Annotated in this window: 11 protein-coding genes; 5 read left to right on the plus strand and 6 right to left on the minus strand. The window is 59.1% G+C overall.

The genetic code is table 11. The features are described 5' to 3' along the window. Window positions 1-42: 42 nt before the first annotated feature. Window positions 43-1,437: a Si-specific NAD(P)(+) transhydrogenase gene (gene sthA / locus J2X66_RS02470; RefSeq protein WP_007907752.1), complete on the minus strand. Its 1,395-nt coding sequence runs from the start codon at window positions 1,435-1,437 to the stop codon at window positions 43-45. 208 nt (window positions 1,438-1,645) lie between these two features. Further along, window positions 1,646-2,680, minus strand: a complete 1,035-nt coding sequence (locus tag J2X66_RS02475) for an FAD:protein FMN transferase (RefSeq protein WP_310260423.1) — start codon at window positions 2,678-2,680, stop codon at window positions 1,646-1,648. A gap of 174 nt (window positions 2,681-2,854) precedes the next feature. Here J2X66_RS02475 and J2X66_RS02480 point away from each other — a divergent pair, with 174 nt between their 5' ends. Further along, the gene (locus tag J2X66_RS02480; RefSeq protein ID WP_310260425.1) at window positions 2,855-4,153 is read left to right on the plus strand and encodes an MFS transporter; all 1,299 of its coding nucleotides are present in this window, start codon (window positions 2,855-2,857) and stop codon (window positions 4,151-4,153) included. Between the two features lie 135 nt (window positions 4,154-4,288). On the opposite strand, the gene J2X66_RS02485 is transcribed toward J2X66_RS02480, so the two are convergent. Then, on the minus strand, window positions 4,289-5,752 hold the full coding sequence (locus J2X66_RS02485) for a glyceraldehyde-3-phosphate dehydrogenase (protein ID WP_027921678.1): 1,464 nt from the start codon (window positions 5,750-5,752) through the stop codon (window positions 4,289-4,291). A 363-nt stretch (window positions 5,753-6,115) separates the two neighbouring features. Here J2X66_RS02485 and mfd point away from each other — a divergent pair, with 363 nt between their 5' ends. The 3 genes from mfd to J2X66_RS02500 are packed head-to-tail and all read left to right on the plus strand — an operon-like array spanning window position 6,116 to window position 12,847. Continuing rightward, the gene (gene mfd / locus J2X66_RS02490; RefSeq protein ID WP_310260429.1) at window positions 6,116-9,565 is read left to right on the plus strand and encodes a transcription-repair coupling factor; all 3,450 of its coding nucleotides are present in this window, start codon (window positions 6,116-6,118) and stop codon (window positions 9,563-9,565) included. A 10-nt stretch (window positions 9,566-9,575) separates the two neighbouring features. Next, window positions 9,576-10,142 (plus strand): CsiV family protein, encoded by a 567-nt coding sequence (locus tag J2X66_RS02495; RefSeq protein ID WP_310260432.1) that lies wholly within the window; start codon window positions 9,576-9,578, stop codon window positions 10,140-10,142. A gap of 11 nt (window positions 10,143-10,153) precedes the next feature. Next, window positions 10,154-12,847, plus strand: a complete 2,694-nt coding sequence (locus tag J2X66_RS02500; protein WP_310260434.1) for a DEAD/DEAH box helicase — start codon at window positions 10,154-10,156, stop codon at window positions 12,845-12,847. Between the two features lie 116 nt (window positions 12,848-12,963). Here the strand turns inward: J2X66_RS02500 and J2X66_RS02505 are convergent, their stop codons facing one another. From J2X66_RS02505 to J2X66_RS02515, 3 genes are all read right to left on the minus strand, one after another. Continuing rightward, window positions 12,964-13,701: an S-methyl-5'-thioinosine phosphorylase gene (locus J2X66_RS02505; RefSeq protein ID WP_310260437.1), complete on the minus strand. Its 738-nt coding sequence runs from the start codon at window positions 13,699-13,701 to the stop codon at window positions 12,964-12,966. Between the two features lie 12 nt (window positions 13,702-13,713). Further along, a complete protein-coding gene (nagZ, locus tag J2X66_RS02510; protein ID WP_310260441.1) occupies window positions 13,714-14,724 on the minus strand; it encodes a beta-N-acetylhexosaminidase in 1,011 nt (336 codons plus the stop codon). Between the two features lie 158 nt (window positions 14,725-14,882). Continuing rightward, a complete protein-coding gene (locus tag J2X66_RS02515) occupies window positions 14,883-15,590 on the minus strand; it encodes a TetR/AcrR family transcriptional regulator (protein ID WP_059181302.1) in 708 nt (235 codons plus the stop codon). A gap of 229 nt (window positions 15,591-15,819) precedes the next feature. Here J2X66_RS02515 and lexA point away from each other — a divergent pair, with 229 nt between their 5' ends. Continuing rightward, entirely contained in the window at window positions 15,820-16,428 is a 609-nt protein-coding gene (gene lexA / locus J2X66_RS02520; RefSeq protein WP_007944149.1) for a transcriptional repressor LexA, read from the plus strand. Window position 16,429: the final 1 nt, after the last annotated feature.

The following is a 16,429-nucleotide window of genomic DNA, read 5'->3' on the forward strand; positions in this document are numbered from 1 at the left end:
AATCGGTCTCCCCGGCCGGCTCAGGCCACCGGCCGGAGCCGCTCAAAAAAGCCGGTTGAGGCCATCGTACGCCGCTACCCGATAGGCTTCAGCCATGGTCGGGTAGTTAAACGTCGTGTTGACAAAATACTTCAGGGTGTTCAGTTCGCCTGGCTGGCTCATGATCGCCTGACCGATGTGCACGATCTCCGACGCCTGATAACCGAAGCAGTGAACGCCCAGCACTTCCAGGGTTTCGCGGTGGAAAAGGATCTTCAGCATGCCCTGAGGCTCGCCTGCGATCTGTGCACGCGCCATGCTCTTGAAGAACGCCTTGCCCACTTCGTACGGCACCTTGGCCTGGGTCAGCTCCTGCTCGTTCTTGCCGATCGAGCTGATCTCCGGAATGGTGTAGATGCCGGTCGGCACGTCATTCACGAAGCGCCAGCTGTTGTTATCGACGATGCTGCCAGCGGCCGAACGACCCTGGTCGTGGGCGGCACTCGCCAGGCTCGGCCAGCCGATCACGTCACCGGCACCGTAAATGTTCGGTACGCAGGTGCGGTAGGCTTCGTCGACTTCGATCTGGCCACGGCTGTTGACCTTCACGCCGATGTTTTCCAGACCCAACTGATCGGTGTTGCCAGTACGACCGTTGCACCAGAGCAAGGCATCGGCCTTGATCTTCTTGCCGGACTTGAGGTGCAGGATCACACCGTTGTCCACGCCTTCGACGCGGTCGTAGTCTTCGTTGTGGCGAACCGTGATGTTGTTGTTGCTGAAGTGGTAGCTCAACGCCTGGGAAATTTCCGAGTCAAGGAAGCTCAACAACTGACCGCGGTTATCCACCAGCTCAACCAGTACACCCAGACCGCTGAAGATCGAGGCGTATTCGCAACCGATCACGCCTGCGCCGTAAACGATGAGTTTACGCGGGGTGTGGCCGAGGCTGAGGATGGTGTCGCTATCGTAGATACGCGGATGGTGGAAATCGATGTCTGCCGGGCGATAAGGACGCGAGCCGGTGGCGATGATGATGTGCTTGGCCACCAGTTTTTCGACTACACCGTTGGCGCAGACCACTTCGATGGTTTGCTCGTCAGCAAAGCTGCCGGTGCCGAAGAATACGTCGACGCGGTTACGGGCGTAGTAGCCAGTGCGCGAAGCGACTTGTTTGGAAATGACTTTCTCGGCGCTTTTCAGCACGTCCGGAAACGAGAACCAGCGCGGCTCACCAATGGCCCGGAACATCGGGTTGGTGTTGAACTGCATGATCTGCCGCACCGAGTGACGCAGTGCCTTGGACGGGATGGTGCCGAGGTGGGTGCAGTTGCCGCCGACCTGGCGACGGCTGTCGACCATCGCGACCTTGCGCCCTGCTTTGGCGGCGTTCATTGCCGCGCCTTCTCCCGCCGGGCCGGAACCCAACACCACCACGTCGTAGTTGTAGACAGCCATGCGTACTCCTCAGAACAGGCCGCGGCGCCATCGGCGCCCTGCGGCTAAATCACGCCGATCTGCGGCATGAAGGAACAATTTGGGGCCAGTGCAGAACCCGGACACAGTCTATAGAAGCGTCAACGCCGCGCACATTAACCCTTGGTCGCGTCGTAGGCTAGTTTTGCCTGCACTACAACGCCAGTCTTCACTGCTTGAATCATTGCCATCACTGGGTTTTGCCGCCACTGAGGCGCTCAAAAGCCTGATTGGTCCGTGTGACGAAACCTGTATCGGCACGAATCACAAAAAATGCACCGATGTCATGTGCCTGGGCATAGTCCCAACCCCGTTCAGGACCGAGAATCAGCAACAGCGTCGATAGTCCATCGGCCATCAACGCTGAAGGATGAATCACCGTGACTGACGCCAGGGTGTGCAGGATCGGTGCACCGGTGCGAGCATCAAAGGTGTGGGAATATCGCCGACCGTCCTGCACGAAATAGTTTCGGTAGTCACCCGACGTGGAAACGCCATAACCGTCGACGGCAATGATGCGCTCAGCCACTTGCTGATCATCACGAGGCTCTTCCAGGGCAATGCGCCAGGGTAAGCCGTCGAGCTTCTTGCCGGCCGCCTTGAGTTCGCCAGTGGCTTCGGCGAGGTAGTTGTGGATGCCCATTGCGTCGAGTTTTTCGGCAATCGTATCGACCGCGTAACCGGCGGCAATGCTGTTGAAGTCGACCTCGACCGCCGCGTCCTTGCACAGCTGATCATTATCAATACGCAGGTGCTGGTAACCGACTCGCTGCCGCACTCCGGCCAGCGCTTGAGCGGTGGGGATGTTTTCTTCCCGGGCCTGCGGGCCAAAACCCCAGAGGTTAAGCAATGGTTCCACCGTCAGGTCGAAGGAGCCTTCGCTTTGTTCGGACAGACGCTCACCGACACGCACCAGCCTGAGGATCGGCGCGGGCATTTTCTGACAGCGATTAGCAGGCAGATCGTTGAAGCGTTCGATGTCGGAGTCGCTGCGGTAGGTCGACATTTGTTGATCGACTTCAGCGAGGATCTTTTCGACCTGAACACGAACTTCCGTCGGGGCGGGAAGCCCGGGATGGCGCACGTACTTGATCGAATACGTGCTGCCCATGGTCGGGCCGCCGAAGCTTTCCAGGCTGTCGCCGCTGCCACAACCGCACAAAACGCCGGCCAGCACCACAAGCCCACCCCATCGTCCAGTTAACAAATCTTCATCTCCCCTCATAACCGCGCCCGCCATTATGGGCATCAGAGCGCATGAGAGCGAGGTCTGCCTGCGCCCGCCAGTCAAACGTAAAACCTGTGGGAGCGAGCCGGCTCGCGATAGCGGTGACGGGACTTACGACCGCCACACACAGGTGCCGCGTTTTCAAACAAGATCCAGCGTGAGTACCTAGAGATGTCTTCCAATACGAGCAAAGGCAAAGCAATTTTTCGCGTCGTCAGCGGAAACTTCCTGGAGATGTTCGACTTTATGGTCTACGGCTTTTACGCCACGGCCATCGCTAAAACCTTCTTCCCTGCCGACAGCGCCTTCGCTTCCCTGATGTTGTCACTGGCCACGTTCGGAGCAGGCTTCCTGATGCGTCCGCTGGGGGCCATTTTCCTCGGCGCCTACATCGACCGTCATGGTCGTCGCAAAGGCTTGATCATCACCCTGGCCATGATGGCCGCAGGCACGGTACTGATTGCCTGCGTGCCGGGTTACACCACGCTGGGCGTCGCGGCGCCACTGATCGTTTTGTTCGGTCGACTGCTGCAAGGCTTCTCGGCCGGCGTGGAATTGGGCGGCGTGTCGGTGTACCTCGCCGAGATTTCGACACCAGGTCGCAAGGGCTTTTTCGTCAGTTGGCAGTCCGCCAGCCAGCAAGCCGCAGTGGTGTTCGCCGGCCTGCTGGGCGTCGGTTTGAACCACTGGCTGAGCCCGGAACAAATGGGTGACTGGGGCTGGCGCGTGCCGTTCCTGATCGGCTGCATGATCGTGCCAGTGATCTTCGTGATTCGACGTTCGCTGGAAGAAACGCCGGAGTTCCAGGCACGTAAACACCGCCCTACCCTGCGGGACATCATCCGTTCGATCAGTCAGAACTTCGGCATTGTTATCGCCGGCATGGCGCTGGTGGTAATGACCACGGTGTCGTTCTACCTGATCACCGCTTACACCCCGACTTTCGGTAAAGCCGAACTGCATCTGTCGGACCTGGATGCACTGCTGGTGACGGTGTGTATCGGCCTGTCGAACTTCTTCTGGCTGCCGGTGATGGGTACCGTGTCCGACAAGATTGGGCGCAAACCCCTACTGTTGGCGGCGACGATTCTGGCAATCCTCAGTGCTTACCCGGCCCTGTCGTGGCTGGTGGCAAACCCGAGCTTCAGCCATTTGCTGATTGTCGAGTTGTGGCTGTCGTTCCTGTATGGCTCGTACAACGGCGCCATGGTGGTGGCGCTGACCGAGATCATGCCGGTTGAGGTTCGTACGACCGGGTTCTCTTTGGCTTACAGTTTGGCGACTGCAACGTTTGGCGGGTTTACCCCGGCGGCGTGTACGTATCTGATTCATGTGCTGGACAACAAGGCTGCGCCGGGGATCTGGCTCAGTGGTGCGGCGGTGCTCGGGTTGATCGCGACGCTGGTGTTGTTCCGGGGTAACAAACATGAGCTGCGGACGGCGAAAGCGGCAGTGGTCGGCGACGCCTGATCTGCTCTCTCCAGCAAGAAAAGCGGACGTGGAGCGTCCATTGAGGCATTTCCACGCAGAGCGTGGGAACGATCACCGCCCAAACAAAAACGCCCCGACCTAGGTCGGGGCGTTTTCATGTGCAGCTATTGAAGCTTAGCGCGGGAACGCTGGCGGGTTTACACCGGCCATGTCTTCCATCACGCGAACGACCTGGCAGCTGTAACCGAATTCGTTGTCGTACCAAACGTACAGGACAACGCGGTTGTCTTGGGTGATGGTTGCTTCAGCATCCACAACGCCTGCATGGCGCGAGCCAACGAAGTCAGTGGACACCACTTCCTGCGAGTTGACGTAGTCAATTTGCTTATGCAGATCGGAGTGCATGGCCATCTGGCGCAGGTACTCGTTGATCTCTTCACGAGTGGTGGCTTTCTCAAGGTTCAGGTTGAGAATGGCCATCGACACGTTTGGCGTCGGAACGCGGATCGCGTTACCGGTCAGCTTGCCGGCCAGCTCAGGCAGTGCCTTGGCAGCAGCAGTGGCAGCACCAGTCTCGGTGATCACCATGTTCAGCGCGGCACTACGGCCACGGCGATCGCCTTTGTGGAAGTTGTCGATCAGGTTCTGGTCGTTGGTGTACGAGTGAACGGTTTCAACGTGACCATTTACGATGCCGAACTTGTCGTTCACAGCTTTGAGCACCGGCACGATAGCGTTGGTGGTGCAGGAAGCGGCGGAAACGATCTTGTCATCAGCAGTGATATCACCGTGGTTGATGCCATGAACGATGTTCTTCAGCTTGCCTTTACCCGGCGCGGTCAGAACAACGCGGTCGATACCCGGGCAAGCCAGGTGTTGACCCAGGCCCTCGGCGTCGCGCCATACACCGGTGTTGTCCACCAGCAGCGCGTCTTTGATGCCGTACTGGGTGTAATCCACTTCAGTCGGGTTCTTCGCGTAGATAACCTGGATCAGGTTGCCGTTGGCAGTGATGGTGTTGTTGGCTTCATCGATGGTAATGGTGCCGTCGAACGGACCATGAACCGAGTCACGACGCAGCAGGCTGGCACGCTTGACCAGATCGTTCTCGGCGCCCTTGCGGACAACGATGGCGCGCAGACGCAGGCCGTCGCCACCACCGGTTTTCTCGATCAGGATACGCGCCAGCAGACGACCGATACGACCGAAGCCGTACAGGACAACGTCGGTGCCTTTGCGGGCGGAAACGTTCTGCTGACCAACGACGTCAGCCAGTTCTTCACGGACGAACTGCTCGGCAGTGCGACCTTTGCCTTCGGCCTTGAACTTGACCGCAAGCTTGCCCAGGTCAACCGAAGCGGCGCCGAGCTTGAGCTCGCTCATCGCTTTGAGCAGCGGGAATGTTTCGTGGACGGACAATTCGCTGTCATCGGACTGACGATGACGGGCAAAGCGGTGAGCTTTGAGAATCGCAATGACTGAACGGTTGATCAGGCTGCGGCCATAGATCGAGCTCACCACGTTGTTATTGCGGTAGAGCTGACCGATAAGCGGAATCATCGCTTCTGCGAGTGCTTCACGGTCGATCCATTCACCAAGACACTGGTCGGGCTTCTGAGTCACGGGAACCTTCCACATGTAGGGGCAGAAAAAAGGGGCTACATTATGCCGCCGACTCCCTCCCGTAGCAATGCGCGCTTGTCGTGCGATCCGTAACATTTTCTTGTTCAAAAAAATCACGCTGCGCCGAAGCCCAATAAAACCGGGGCTTCCAGCACAGTCAATTTTTTGGAGATAACGCTACCTTATCCGTAACCCTCCGTAACACTGGTTGGTTTTGCCACTACATAATCGGCAAATATCAGTAAAAAACCGGCGGATTTTGTCTTTACCACTACATTTCGCCAAACCTGCGTAATAGACACAGTCTGCAACTGACAGGCGGCACCCGGGACCGCTACAATTACCGACTTTGTCGCAACGCTTGGAGCTCAACCTTCCGTGCCCGTTCTGCGTCTACCGCTTCTCCCTGCCGCGGCAGGTAAACAACACTGGGGCAACCTGCCCGGTGCCGCCCTCAGCCTGGCCATCGCCGAGGCTGCCAGCGCTGCCAAGCGCTTTACCCTGCTGCTGACCGCCGACAGCCAAAGTGCCGAGCGGCTGGAACAGGAGCTGAGTTTCTTCGCCCCGGATTTGCCCGTGCTGCATTTCCCGGACTGGGAAACCCTGCCCTACGATCTGTTTTCGCCGCACCAGGACATTATTTCCCAGCGCATCTCCGCCCTTTATAGACTGCCGGAGCTGAGCCATGGTGTTCTAGTGGTGCCGATCACCACCGCCCTGCATCGCCTGGCGCCGACCAAGTTCCTGCTCGGCAGCAGCCTGGTGCTGGACGTTGGCCAGAAGCTCGACGTCGAGCAAATGCGCACCCGGCTTGAAGCCAGCGGCTATCGCTACGTCGACACGGTGTACGAACACGGCGAGTTCACGGTGCGCGGCTCGCTGATCGACCTGTTTCCGATGGGCAGCAAACTGCCATTCCGCATTGACCTGTTCGATGACGAAATCGAGACCCTGCGCACGTTCGATCCGGAAAACCAGCGCTCCATCGATAAAGTTGACACCGTCCGCCTGTTGCCTGCGCGTGAATTCCCGTTGCAAAAAGATGCGGTCACTCGCTTCAAGGCACGCTTCCGTGAGCGCTTCGATGTCGACTTCCGCCGCTGCCCGATCTTTCAGGATTTGAGCAGCGGGATTACACCGGCCGGTATCGAGTACTACTTGCCGCTGTTCTTCGACGAAACCTCCACGCTGTTCGATTACCTGCCGCAGGACACGCAAGTGTTTTCCCTGCCGGGGATCGAGCAAGCGGCGGAAAATTTCTGGAACGACGTGCGCAACCGTTACGAAGAGCGCCGCGTCGACCCGTCCCGTCCTTTATTACCGCCGGCCGAGTTGTTCCTGCCGGTGGAAGATTGCTTTGCCCGCCTGAAGAACTGGCCCCGCGTGGTAGCCAGCCAACAGGACGTGGAACCCGGTGTCGGCCGCGAGCGTTTCCCGGCGCGGGAACTGCCGAACCTGGCCATCGAAGCCAAGGCCACTCAGCCATTGGCGGCGCTGGCGGGTTTCCTTGACGAATTCCCCGGACGCGTTCTGTTTACCGCGGAGTCCGCGGGCCGTCGTGAAGTGCTGCTGGAATTGCTGGAACGCCTGAAACTGAAGCCGAAAACCGTCGACAGCTGGCCAGACTTCGTCGCGAGCAAAGAGCGCTTGGCAATCACCATCGCCCCGCTCGATGAAGGCCTGGTGCTCGACAATCCGGCCCTGGCGCTGGTGGCCGAAAGCCCATTGTTCGGTCAGCGCGTGATGCAGCGCCGTCGTCGCGAAAAACGCGCCGACGCCAACAACGATGCGGTCATCAAGAACCTCACTGAGCTGCGCGAAGGCGCGCCAGTGGTGCACATCGATCACGGCGTCGGTCGCTACCTCGGACTGGCAACGTTGGAGATCGACGATCAGGCCGCCGAATTCCTCACGCTGCAATATGCCGAAGGCGCCAAGTTGTACGTGCCGGTGGCCAACCTGCACCTGATCGCTCGCTACACCGGCAGCGACGATGCCTTGGCCCCGCTGCACCGTCTCGGCTCCGAAACCTGGCAAAAAGCCAAGCGCAAAGCCGCCGAACAGGTGCGCGATGTCGCCGCCGAGTTGCTCGACATTTATGCCCGTCGCGCCGCCCGCGAAGGTTATGCGTTCGAAGACCCGAAAGCCGACTACGCAACCTTCAGCGCAGGCTTCCCGTTCGAAGAAACCCCCGACCAGCAAACCACCATCGAAGCGGTACGTGCCGACATGCTCGCGCCGAAACCGATGGATCGCCTGGTCTGCGGCGACGTGGGTTTCGGCAAGACCGAAGTGGCCATGCGCGCCGCCTTTATCGCGGTGCACGGCGGTCGTCAGGTGGCGATTCTGGTGCCGACCACCCTGCTCGCCCAACAGCATTACAACAGCTTCCGCGACCGCTTCGCCGATTGGCCGGTGACCGTGGAAGTGATGAGCCGCTTCAAGTCGACGAAGGAAGTAAACGCCGCAGTCGCGGAACTGGCCGAAGGCAAGATCGACATTGTGATCGGCACGCACAAATTGCTGCAAGATGACGTGAAGATCAAAAACCTCGGTTTGGTGATCATCGACGAAGAACACCGCTTTGGTGTGCGTCAGAAAGAACAGCTCAAGGCCCTGCGCAGCGAAGTCGATATCCTGACCCTGACTGCCACGCCGATACCGCGCACGCTGAACATGGCCGTGTCGGGCATGCGCGACCTGTCGATCATCGCCACCCCGCCGGCCCGTCGCCTGTCGGTGCGGACCTTCGTCATGGAGCAGAACAAGAGCACGGTCAAAGAGGCCCTGCTTCGCGAGCTGCTGCGTGGCGGCCAGGTTTATTACCTGCACAACGACGTGAAGACCATCGAGAAATGCGCCGCCGACCTCGCCGAACTGGTGCCGGAAGCACGGATCGGCATCGGCCATGGGCAGATGCGCGAGCGCGAACTCGAACAAGTGATGAGCGACTTCTATCACAAGCGCTTCAACGTGCTGATTGCCTCGACCATCATCGAAACCGGCATCGATGTGCCGAGTGCCAACACCATCATCATCGAGCGCGCCGACAAGTTCGGCTTGGCGCAATTGCACCAGTTGCGCGGCCGTGTCGGGCGCAGTCACCACCAGGCTTACGCGTACCTGCTGACACCACCACGCCAGCAGATCACTCCGGATGCGGAAAAGCGCCTGGAAGCGATCGCCAACACCCAGGACCTTGGCGCAGGTTTCGTGCTTGCCACCAATGACCTGGAAATCCGTGGCGCTGGCGAGCTGTTGGGCGATGGTCAGAGCGGGCAGATCCAGGCGGTTGGCTTTACGCTGTACATGGAAATGCTCGAGCGCGCGGTGAAGTCGATCCGTAAAGGCGAGCAGCCGAACCTCGATCAGCCGCTGGGCGGCGGCCCGGAAGTCAATCTGCGTGTACCGGCGTTGATTCCGGAAGACTATCTGCCGGACGTTCACGCTCGGTTGATTCTCTACAAACGCATCGCTTCGGCCACTGACGAAGAAGGTCTCAAGGACCTGCAAGTCGAGATGATCGACCGATTCGGCCTGTTGCCGGAGCCGACCAAAAACCTGATGCGCATCACGGCGCTGAAGTTGCAGGCCGAATTGCTGGGCATCAAGAAAGTCGACGGCGGCCCGCAAGGTGGCCGAATCGAGTTCGCGGCACAGACACCGGTCGATCCGCTGACGCTGATCAAACTGATTCAGGGCCAGCCCAAACGCTACAAATTCGAAGGTGCCACGATGTTTAAATTCATGGTGCCGATGGAGCGCTCGGAAGAACGCTTTAATACTGTAGAGGCGCTGCTTGAGCTCCTTATCCCGAAAACTGCTTGAAGGACGCCGCATGCGCCTGTTTCGTTCACTGACCCTGCTGATAACACTGGTCGCACCCACGGCGTTTGCCGATGATCTGTATCAGATTGAAATGATCCTGGTCCGGCAAAACGCCGTACCCGCTATCATCAGCCGCGCCGCGCCAGAAGACTGGGCTGCCGGGGCGCAACCCATCAGCAAGGACAGCCTGCGTACGCCGAACCTGAATAGCGAAGTGCAAAAACTCACGGCCAGTGCTGACTACACCGTGTTGTTGCATAAAGCCTGGCAACAAACCCTCGGGGAACAAGCCAGCAAAGTGGCGATCAGCGATGGCAAGGATCAATATGGTCAGTTCCCGATCGAGGGCACGTTGAACCTGAAACTGGGGCGCTTCACCGACGTTGATGCCGACTTCTGGGTCAACCAGATCGACGGCAATGGTATGGTCACCGCCAGCGAACGCCTCAAGCAAGAAAGCCACACCAAAAACGGCCAGCTGAACTTCCTCGACAACGGCCACCTCGGCCTGCTGATCAAGATCACCTCGCTCACCGCCCCTGCGCCTCGGCCAGTCCCCGATGAAATACCGGACTGATTGAAGTCCCTATGCCCTCGACCCTGAGCAAACCCCTGGCACCTTCCTGGGTCAGCCGATTCAAGGAACAGAGCCTGGAGCGTGGCCGCCGCTACGCGCTGGAGAATCGTGTCAGGATCGTCGAGGTCGGAGACGCCACGATCACTGCGGCGTGCGAAGGCTCTGGCGGTAATGTATACCGTCAGACCATTCGCCTGCGCGAGTCAGCCAAAGCCACTTTGCTGATGGTCGATGCCACTTGCACCTGCCCGGTTCACAGCAACTGCAAACATTGCGCGGCGGTGTTGCTTAAAGTCCAGGAAACACTGGCCTACCCTGCGGCAGCCCAAGACGCCGACCTGCTGGAAAGACTTCAGGCCGTCCTGGAAAATCGCGGACCGAAAGCGCCTCCGCAAGTGCTTGTGGATAACGTACAACCGGTGCCTCGTCTGTGGCTGGCGAGTGTCGAGTTCAGTGCTTTCGAACCACGCAACGGCAAAATGCAGCGTTACATTCAGCATCGCGCCGCACTGTCGTTCAACTATCTGGATGAGTACGTTGCCGGGCAGAAGAACGCTGACATCCTGATCCGCCAGGAAACCCAGACGCTGCGGATAAAACGCCACCCGGATGTGGAACAAACCTACAGGGAACAGCTGCGAATCCTCGGCTTCAAAATCGCCACCCGGCAAAGCAAGGCCTTGCCGGAAAGTGCCGGTGAGCTCTATGAGATGGTTAACGACAGCGCTTGGCTGACGTTCACTCTCAACGAGTTGCCGAAGCTGCGCACTCAGGGCTGGGAGTTGCAGATCGATGAGGATTTCGGTTTCGACCTGACCGCTGTGGACGACTGGTACGCCACCGTCGAGCAAGCACCGGAGCGCGACTGGTTTGATCTGGAGTTGGGGATCATTGTTAACGGTGAGCGCCTGAGTTTGCTGCCGATCCTGTTGAATCTGATGCGCTCGCACACTGAAATCCTCAACCCGGAGCGCCTCGCACGACGTCGAGACGACGAGCTGATTCTGGTGAACATTCCCAATCGGCCGAACTCCGAGTACGGTCCGCTGCAAGTCGCCCTGCCCTTCGGCCGCTTGAAACCAGTGTTGGCGACGCTCGGCGAGTTCTATCTGCAGGAGCCCGGCGAAACCACCCTACGTTTGAGCAAAGCGGACGCCACGCGCTTGAATCCGCTGGAAGACTTGCCGCTGCTTTGGGAAGGCGGCGAACAGATCCGCACGTTTGCCCAACGCTTGCGCGACATCAAGGACTACACGGCGACGGCCCCTGAAGGCTTGAACGCGACGTTGCGTCCTTATCAGCTGGAAGGCCTGAGCTGGATGCAGTCGCTACGGCATTTGGAAGTCGGCGGGATTCTCGCGGACGACATGGGCCTGGGCAAAACCCTACAAACCCTGGCGCATGTTCTCACTGAAAAAGCGGCTGGACGCCTCGATCGCCCCTGCATGGTGGTGATGCCCACCAGTCTGATCCCGAACTGGCTCGACGAAGCAGCGCACTTCACGCCGCAACTCAAAGTGCTGGCGCTGTACGGTGCCAGTCGCAAAAAGCATTTTGACCAGTTGGCCGACTACGACCTGATCCTGACCACGTATGCGCTGCTGCCCAAGGACGTCGAACGCCTGGCCGCGCAGCCGTTGCACGTGCTGGTGCTGGATGAAGCCCAGTACATCAAAAACCCCAATAGCAAGGCGGCCCAGGCAGCCCGCGAGCTGAACGCACGCCAGCGTTTGTGCCTGAGCGGCACGCCGCTGGAAAACCACCTCGGCGAGCTGTGGTCGCTGTTCCACTTTCTGCTGCCCGGTTGGCTGGGCGACGTGAAAAGCTTCAACCGCGATTACCGGGTGCCGATTGAAAAGCGTGCCAGTGAAGTCAGGCTTCAGCACCTCAATGGCCGGATCAAACCGTTCCTTTTACGCAGGACCAAGGAACAGGTCGCGACGGAATTGCCACCGAAGACCGAGATCATTCACTGGGTCGAACTCAACGAAGCCCAGCGCGATGTGTATGAAACCATGCGCCTGGCGATGGACAAGAAAGTTCGCGACGAGATCACCCGCAAAGGGGTGGCGCGCAGCCAGATCATCATTCTCGAGGCACTGCTGAAGCTGCGTCAGGTGTGTTGTGATTTGCGCCTGGTCAACGATGCCGCCCTGCCGACGCGTGGCAGCACATCAGGCAAGCTCGACAGCCTGATGGAAATGCTTGATGAATTGTTTGAAGAAGGTCGACGGATTCTGTTGTTCTCGCAGTTCACGTCGATGCTGGCGCTTATCGAAGTCGAACTGAAGAAACGTGGCGTCGAGTATGCCCTGCTAACGGGACAAACCCGCGACCGACGCGCACCCGTGAAGGACTTTCAGAGCGGCAAGCGTCAGATTTTTCTGATCAGCCTGAAGGCTGGCGGTGTTGGTTTGAACCTGACCGAAGCGGATACGGTGATTCACTACGATCCGTGGTGGAACCCGGCGACGGAAAACCAGGCGACTGACCGGGCATATCGTATCGGTCAGGAAAAACCGGTATTCGTCTACAAGATGATTGCCCGAGGCACGGTGGAAGAGAAGATTCAGCATCTGCAGAAAGAAAAATCCGACCTGGCGGCTGGCGTATTGGATGGACGCAAGACCGGGGACTGGAAGTTGCAGAGTGATGATATTGAAGCGTTGTTTGCGCCGTTGCCGGATAAGCTCGAAAAGCGCTGAAATTTGCGTTGCCAGTTTCATAGCCATCGCGGGCAAGCCACGCTCCCCCAGGAAATCACTGAATCTGTGGGAGCGTGGCTTGCCCGCGATTGAATCAACTCGGTGCAAAGGCTGACTTACCCCTTCAACACCCGCGCCAACGTCGACTTCACCTTCCCCATCCCGTCATGCAACGCCTGCTCGATCTCGGCCATGGTAATCACCGCCGTCGACTTACCTGCCGCCGGATTCACCACCAACGCCAGGCACGCGTAATCCAGCGCCAGCTCACGCGCGAGTGCCGCTTCCGGCATGCCGGTCATGCCGACAATGTCGCAGCCATCACGCTCAAGTCGCGCGATTTCAGCAACGGTTTCCAGCCGAGGGCCCTGGGTGCAGGCATACACGCCATGACTGCTGTAACCCACGCCTTCAGCCGCCAGCGCCGCGATCAACTGCTGACGCACCGGTTCGCTGTAGGGATAGCTGAAGTCGATGTGGGTGACGTGCTCAAGATCATCGGCGAAATAGGTGTGTTCACGACCACTGGTATAGTCGATCAGCTGATGCGGCACGCAAAAATGCCCGGTGCCCATCGCCGCATGAATGCCGCCCACGGCGTTGACCGCAAGAATCGCTTCGGCGCCCGCCTGCTTCAATGCCCAGAGGTTGGCGCGGTAGTTCACCTGATGCGGCGGCAAACGGTGCGGATGACCATGACGCGCGAGGAACAACACTTCCTTGCCGGCGTATTCGCCGATATGAACCTCGGCCGAAGGCGGACCATAAGGAGTGTCCACCGCCAGTGACTGACGAATGTTCAGGCCTTCGAGTTGAGTCAGGCCGGTGCCACCGATAATCGCGTAAACCGTCATAACGTAAAGTCCTTATTCAATCAGTTGAGCGTCTTTGAGCGCACCGACAGCCGCCAGCCAGCGCGGGTTCTGCCGGTATTCAGTATTGGCGTAGGACTGGCCGCGCATCCGCGCAATTCGCTCCGACGGTTTGACCTTCAGGCGCTGAGCAGCGCTCAGCGCCAATTCCGCAGCTGCGCGGTCGTTGCACACCAGGCCCATGTCGCAGCCAGCGGTCAACGCGGCTTCGATACGGCTGGCGGCGTCGCCCACCACATGGGCGCCGGCCATCGACAGGTCGTCGCTGAAGATCACGCCATCGAATTGCAACTCGCCACGCAGGATGTCCTGCAACCAGCGCCGAGAGAAGCCGGCAGGCTGGGAGTCGACTTGTGGATAAATCACGTGAGCCGGCATGACAGCGGCCAGTTGCTTGCTCAGTTTGGCGAACGGCACCAGGTCATTGGCGCGGATCTCGTCGAGGCTGCGCTCATCATTCGGAATGGCGACGTGGGAATCAGCTTCGGCCCAGCCATGACCGGGAAAATGCTTGCCGGTGGCCGCCATGCCGGCGCTGTTCATGCCGCGGATGAATGCGCCGGCCAGCAGTGCTGCGCGCTCGGGATCACCTTCAAATGAACGGGTGCCGACGACGGCACTGCGCTGATAATCCAGATCCAGCACCGGGGCAAAACTCAGGTCGAGGCCGACGGCCAGCACTTCGGTGGCCATGATCCAGCCACATTGCTCGGCCAGGTATTCCGCGTTCGGATTGTCGGCGATTGCACGCATGGCTGGCAGGCGCACGAACCCTTGGCGCAAACGTTGAACGCGACCGCCCTCCTGGTCCACCGCCAGCAGCAGATCGGGGCGAATGGCACGAATCGAAGCGCTCAACTCGCGCACTTGGCGCGGAGTTTCGATGTTACGTGCGAAAATGATCAGGCCGCCCACTTCGGGCTGGCGCAACAATTGGCGATCTTCCGCCGTCAGCCAAGTACCGGCGACGTCCACCATCAACGAGCCTTGCAGGCCAGCAGTCATAGAGATTCCTTGATAACGAGAAACCCGACCCGCACGTATTCGCCGCCATGGGCGATACCCGGCAGGTCGGCGATACGAATGGGGAACGGGTTCAGAACGAGAGTCGGCATGGGCGGCTAGCTTAGCGGATGTCAGCTGCCGCGCCCACCCGTGTGCGGTTAAACCTTGGCGCCAGCCGGGACTGATTTGCTACGTGGACGCAGCTGAGCGGTGGCCATGGCGGTGTCGGTCACGCCGGTTTCCGCACGCATGCCTGCGGCCAGGAACGGCACCATCAGACGCATCACTTGCTCAATGGAGGTGTTGACGCCGAAATCGGTCTCGGCAATCGCGCGCAAGGCCTTGATCCCCGACATGCTGAACGCCGCAGCGCCGAGCATGAAGTGCACGCGCCAGAACAGTTCGATCGGCGGAATGCGCGGCGCGGCTTCGTTGACCAGCATCATGTAGCGGCGGAACACCTTGCCGTACATGTCTTCCAGGTAACGGCGCAAGTGGCCTTGGCTCTGACTGAATGCCAGACCCAACAGACGCATGAAGATGGAGAGATCGTTGCCGCTGCGTGGCTGTACCACCAGGGCTTGCTCGACGAGGATTTCCAGCAGTTCTTCGAGGGTCGGCTTGTTTTCAGGCTTGGCCTGACGCCGCTCCAGCTCTTTATCAAGGCTCAGGCAGAACGGTCCGAGGAAGCGCGAAAAGACCGCCTGGATCAGCGCCTTCTTGGAGCCGAAGTGATAGTTCACCGCCGCCAGATTGACACCGGCCTTGCTGGTGATCAGACGCAATGAGGTTTCAGCGAAACCTTTTTCCGCGAACAACTGCTCGGCAGCATCAAGAATGCGTTCAACGGTTTCCGACTGGGCCATGGCTACTCCGCCTGACAAACACTTGTTTGAAACATACGTTTCAGCCTGTGTCTTGTCAAGCTTGGCCGTTCGTTTTGGGAATGGTCGGTCAGCTATTTAACCATACAACGGCGAAGCTTCAATCAGCGGGTGGCTCGACCGTCCGGCGGCCGATAAAAAAAGGGGCATTGCCAAGACGCTTTCACTGTATATAATCCCAGTCACTGTATAAAAAGACAGAGCGACCAAAATGCTAAAGCTGACGCCACGCCAAGCAGAGATTCTGGCCTTCATCAAACGCTGCCTCGAAGACAACGGCTACCCGCCGACTCGCGCGGAAATCGCTCAGGAACTGGGCTTCAAATCACCCAACGCAGCGGAAGAACACCTTAAGGCGCTGGCCCGCAAAGGCGCCATCGAGATGACCCCGGGCGCTTCCCGTGGCATTCGTATTCCAGGTTTCGAAGCCAAGGCCGACGAATCCACCCTGCCAATCATTGGTCGAGTGGCTGCCGGCGCCCCCATTCTGGCCCAGCAGCACATCGAAGAGTCCTGCAACATCAACCCTGCTTTCTTCCATCCGCGCGCCGACTATTTACTGCGCGTTCATGGCATGAGCATGAAGGACGTCGGTATTTTCGACGGCGACCTGCTGGCCGTACACACCACGCGTGAAGCCCGTAACGGCCAGATCGTGGTCGCACGTATCGGCGATGAAGTGACGGTCAAGCGCTTCAAGCGTGATGGCAGCAAGGTCTGGTTGATTGCCGAAAACCCTGAATTTGCCCCTATCGAAGTGAACCTGAAAGATCAGGAACTGGTGATTGAAGGCTTGAGTGTCGGCGTGATTCGCCGCTAAA

The sequence above is a fragment of the Pseudomonas sp. 3296 genome (assembly GCF_031456615.1).
In the GTDB taxonomy this organism is placed as follows: Bacteria; Pseudomonadota; Gammaproteobacteria; order Pseudomonadales; family Pseudomonadaceae; genus Aquipseudomonas; species Aquipseudomonas mucoides.

Coding starts and splice junctions, on each gene's coding strand:
- nagZ (WP_310260441.1), bottom strand. CDS start 14,724: ATGACTGCTGGCCTGCAAGGCTCGTTGATGGTGGACGTCGCCGGTACT.
- J2X66_RS02475 (WP_310260423.1), bottom strand. CDS start 2,680: ATGAGGGGAGATGAAGATTTGTTAACTGGACGATGGGGTGGGCTTGTG.
- sthA (WP_007907752.1), bottom strand. CDS start 1,437: ATGGCTGTCTACAACTACGACGTGGTGGTGTTGGGTTCCGGCCCGGCG.
- J2X66_RS02495 (WP_310260432.1), top strand. CDS start 9,576: ATGCGCCTGTTTCGTTCACTGACCCTGCTGATAACACTGGTCGCACCC.
- lexA (WP_007944149.1), top strand. CDS start 15,820: ATGCTAAAGCTGACGCCACGCCAAGCAGAGATTCTGGCCTTCATCAAA.
- J2X66_RS02505 (WP_310260437.1), bottom strand. CDS start 13,701: ATGACGGTTTACGCGATTATCGGTGGCACCGGCCTGACTCAACTCGAA.
- J2X66_RS02500 (WP_310260434.1), top strand. CDS start 10,154: ATGCCCTCGACCCTGAGCAAACCCCTGGCACCTTCCTGGGTCAGCCGA.
- J2X66_RS02515 (WP_059181302.1), bottom strand. CDS start 15,590: ATGGCCCAGTCGGAAACCGTTGAACGCATTCTTGATGCTGCCGAGCAG.
- J2X66_RS02480 (WP_310260425.1), top strand. CDS start 2,855: ATGTCTTCCAATACGAGCAAAGGCAAAGCAATTTTTCGCGTCGTCAGC.
- J2X66_RS02485 (WP_027921678.1), bottom strand. CDS start 5,752: ATGTGGAAGGTTCCCGTGACTCAGAAGCCCGACCAGTGTCTTGGTGAA.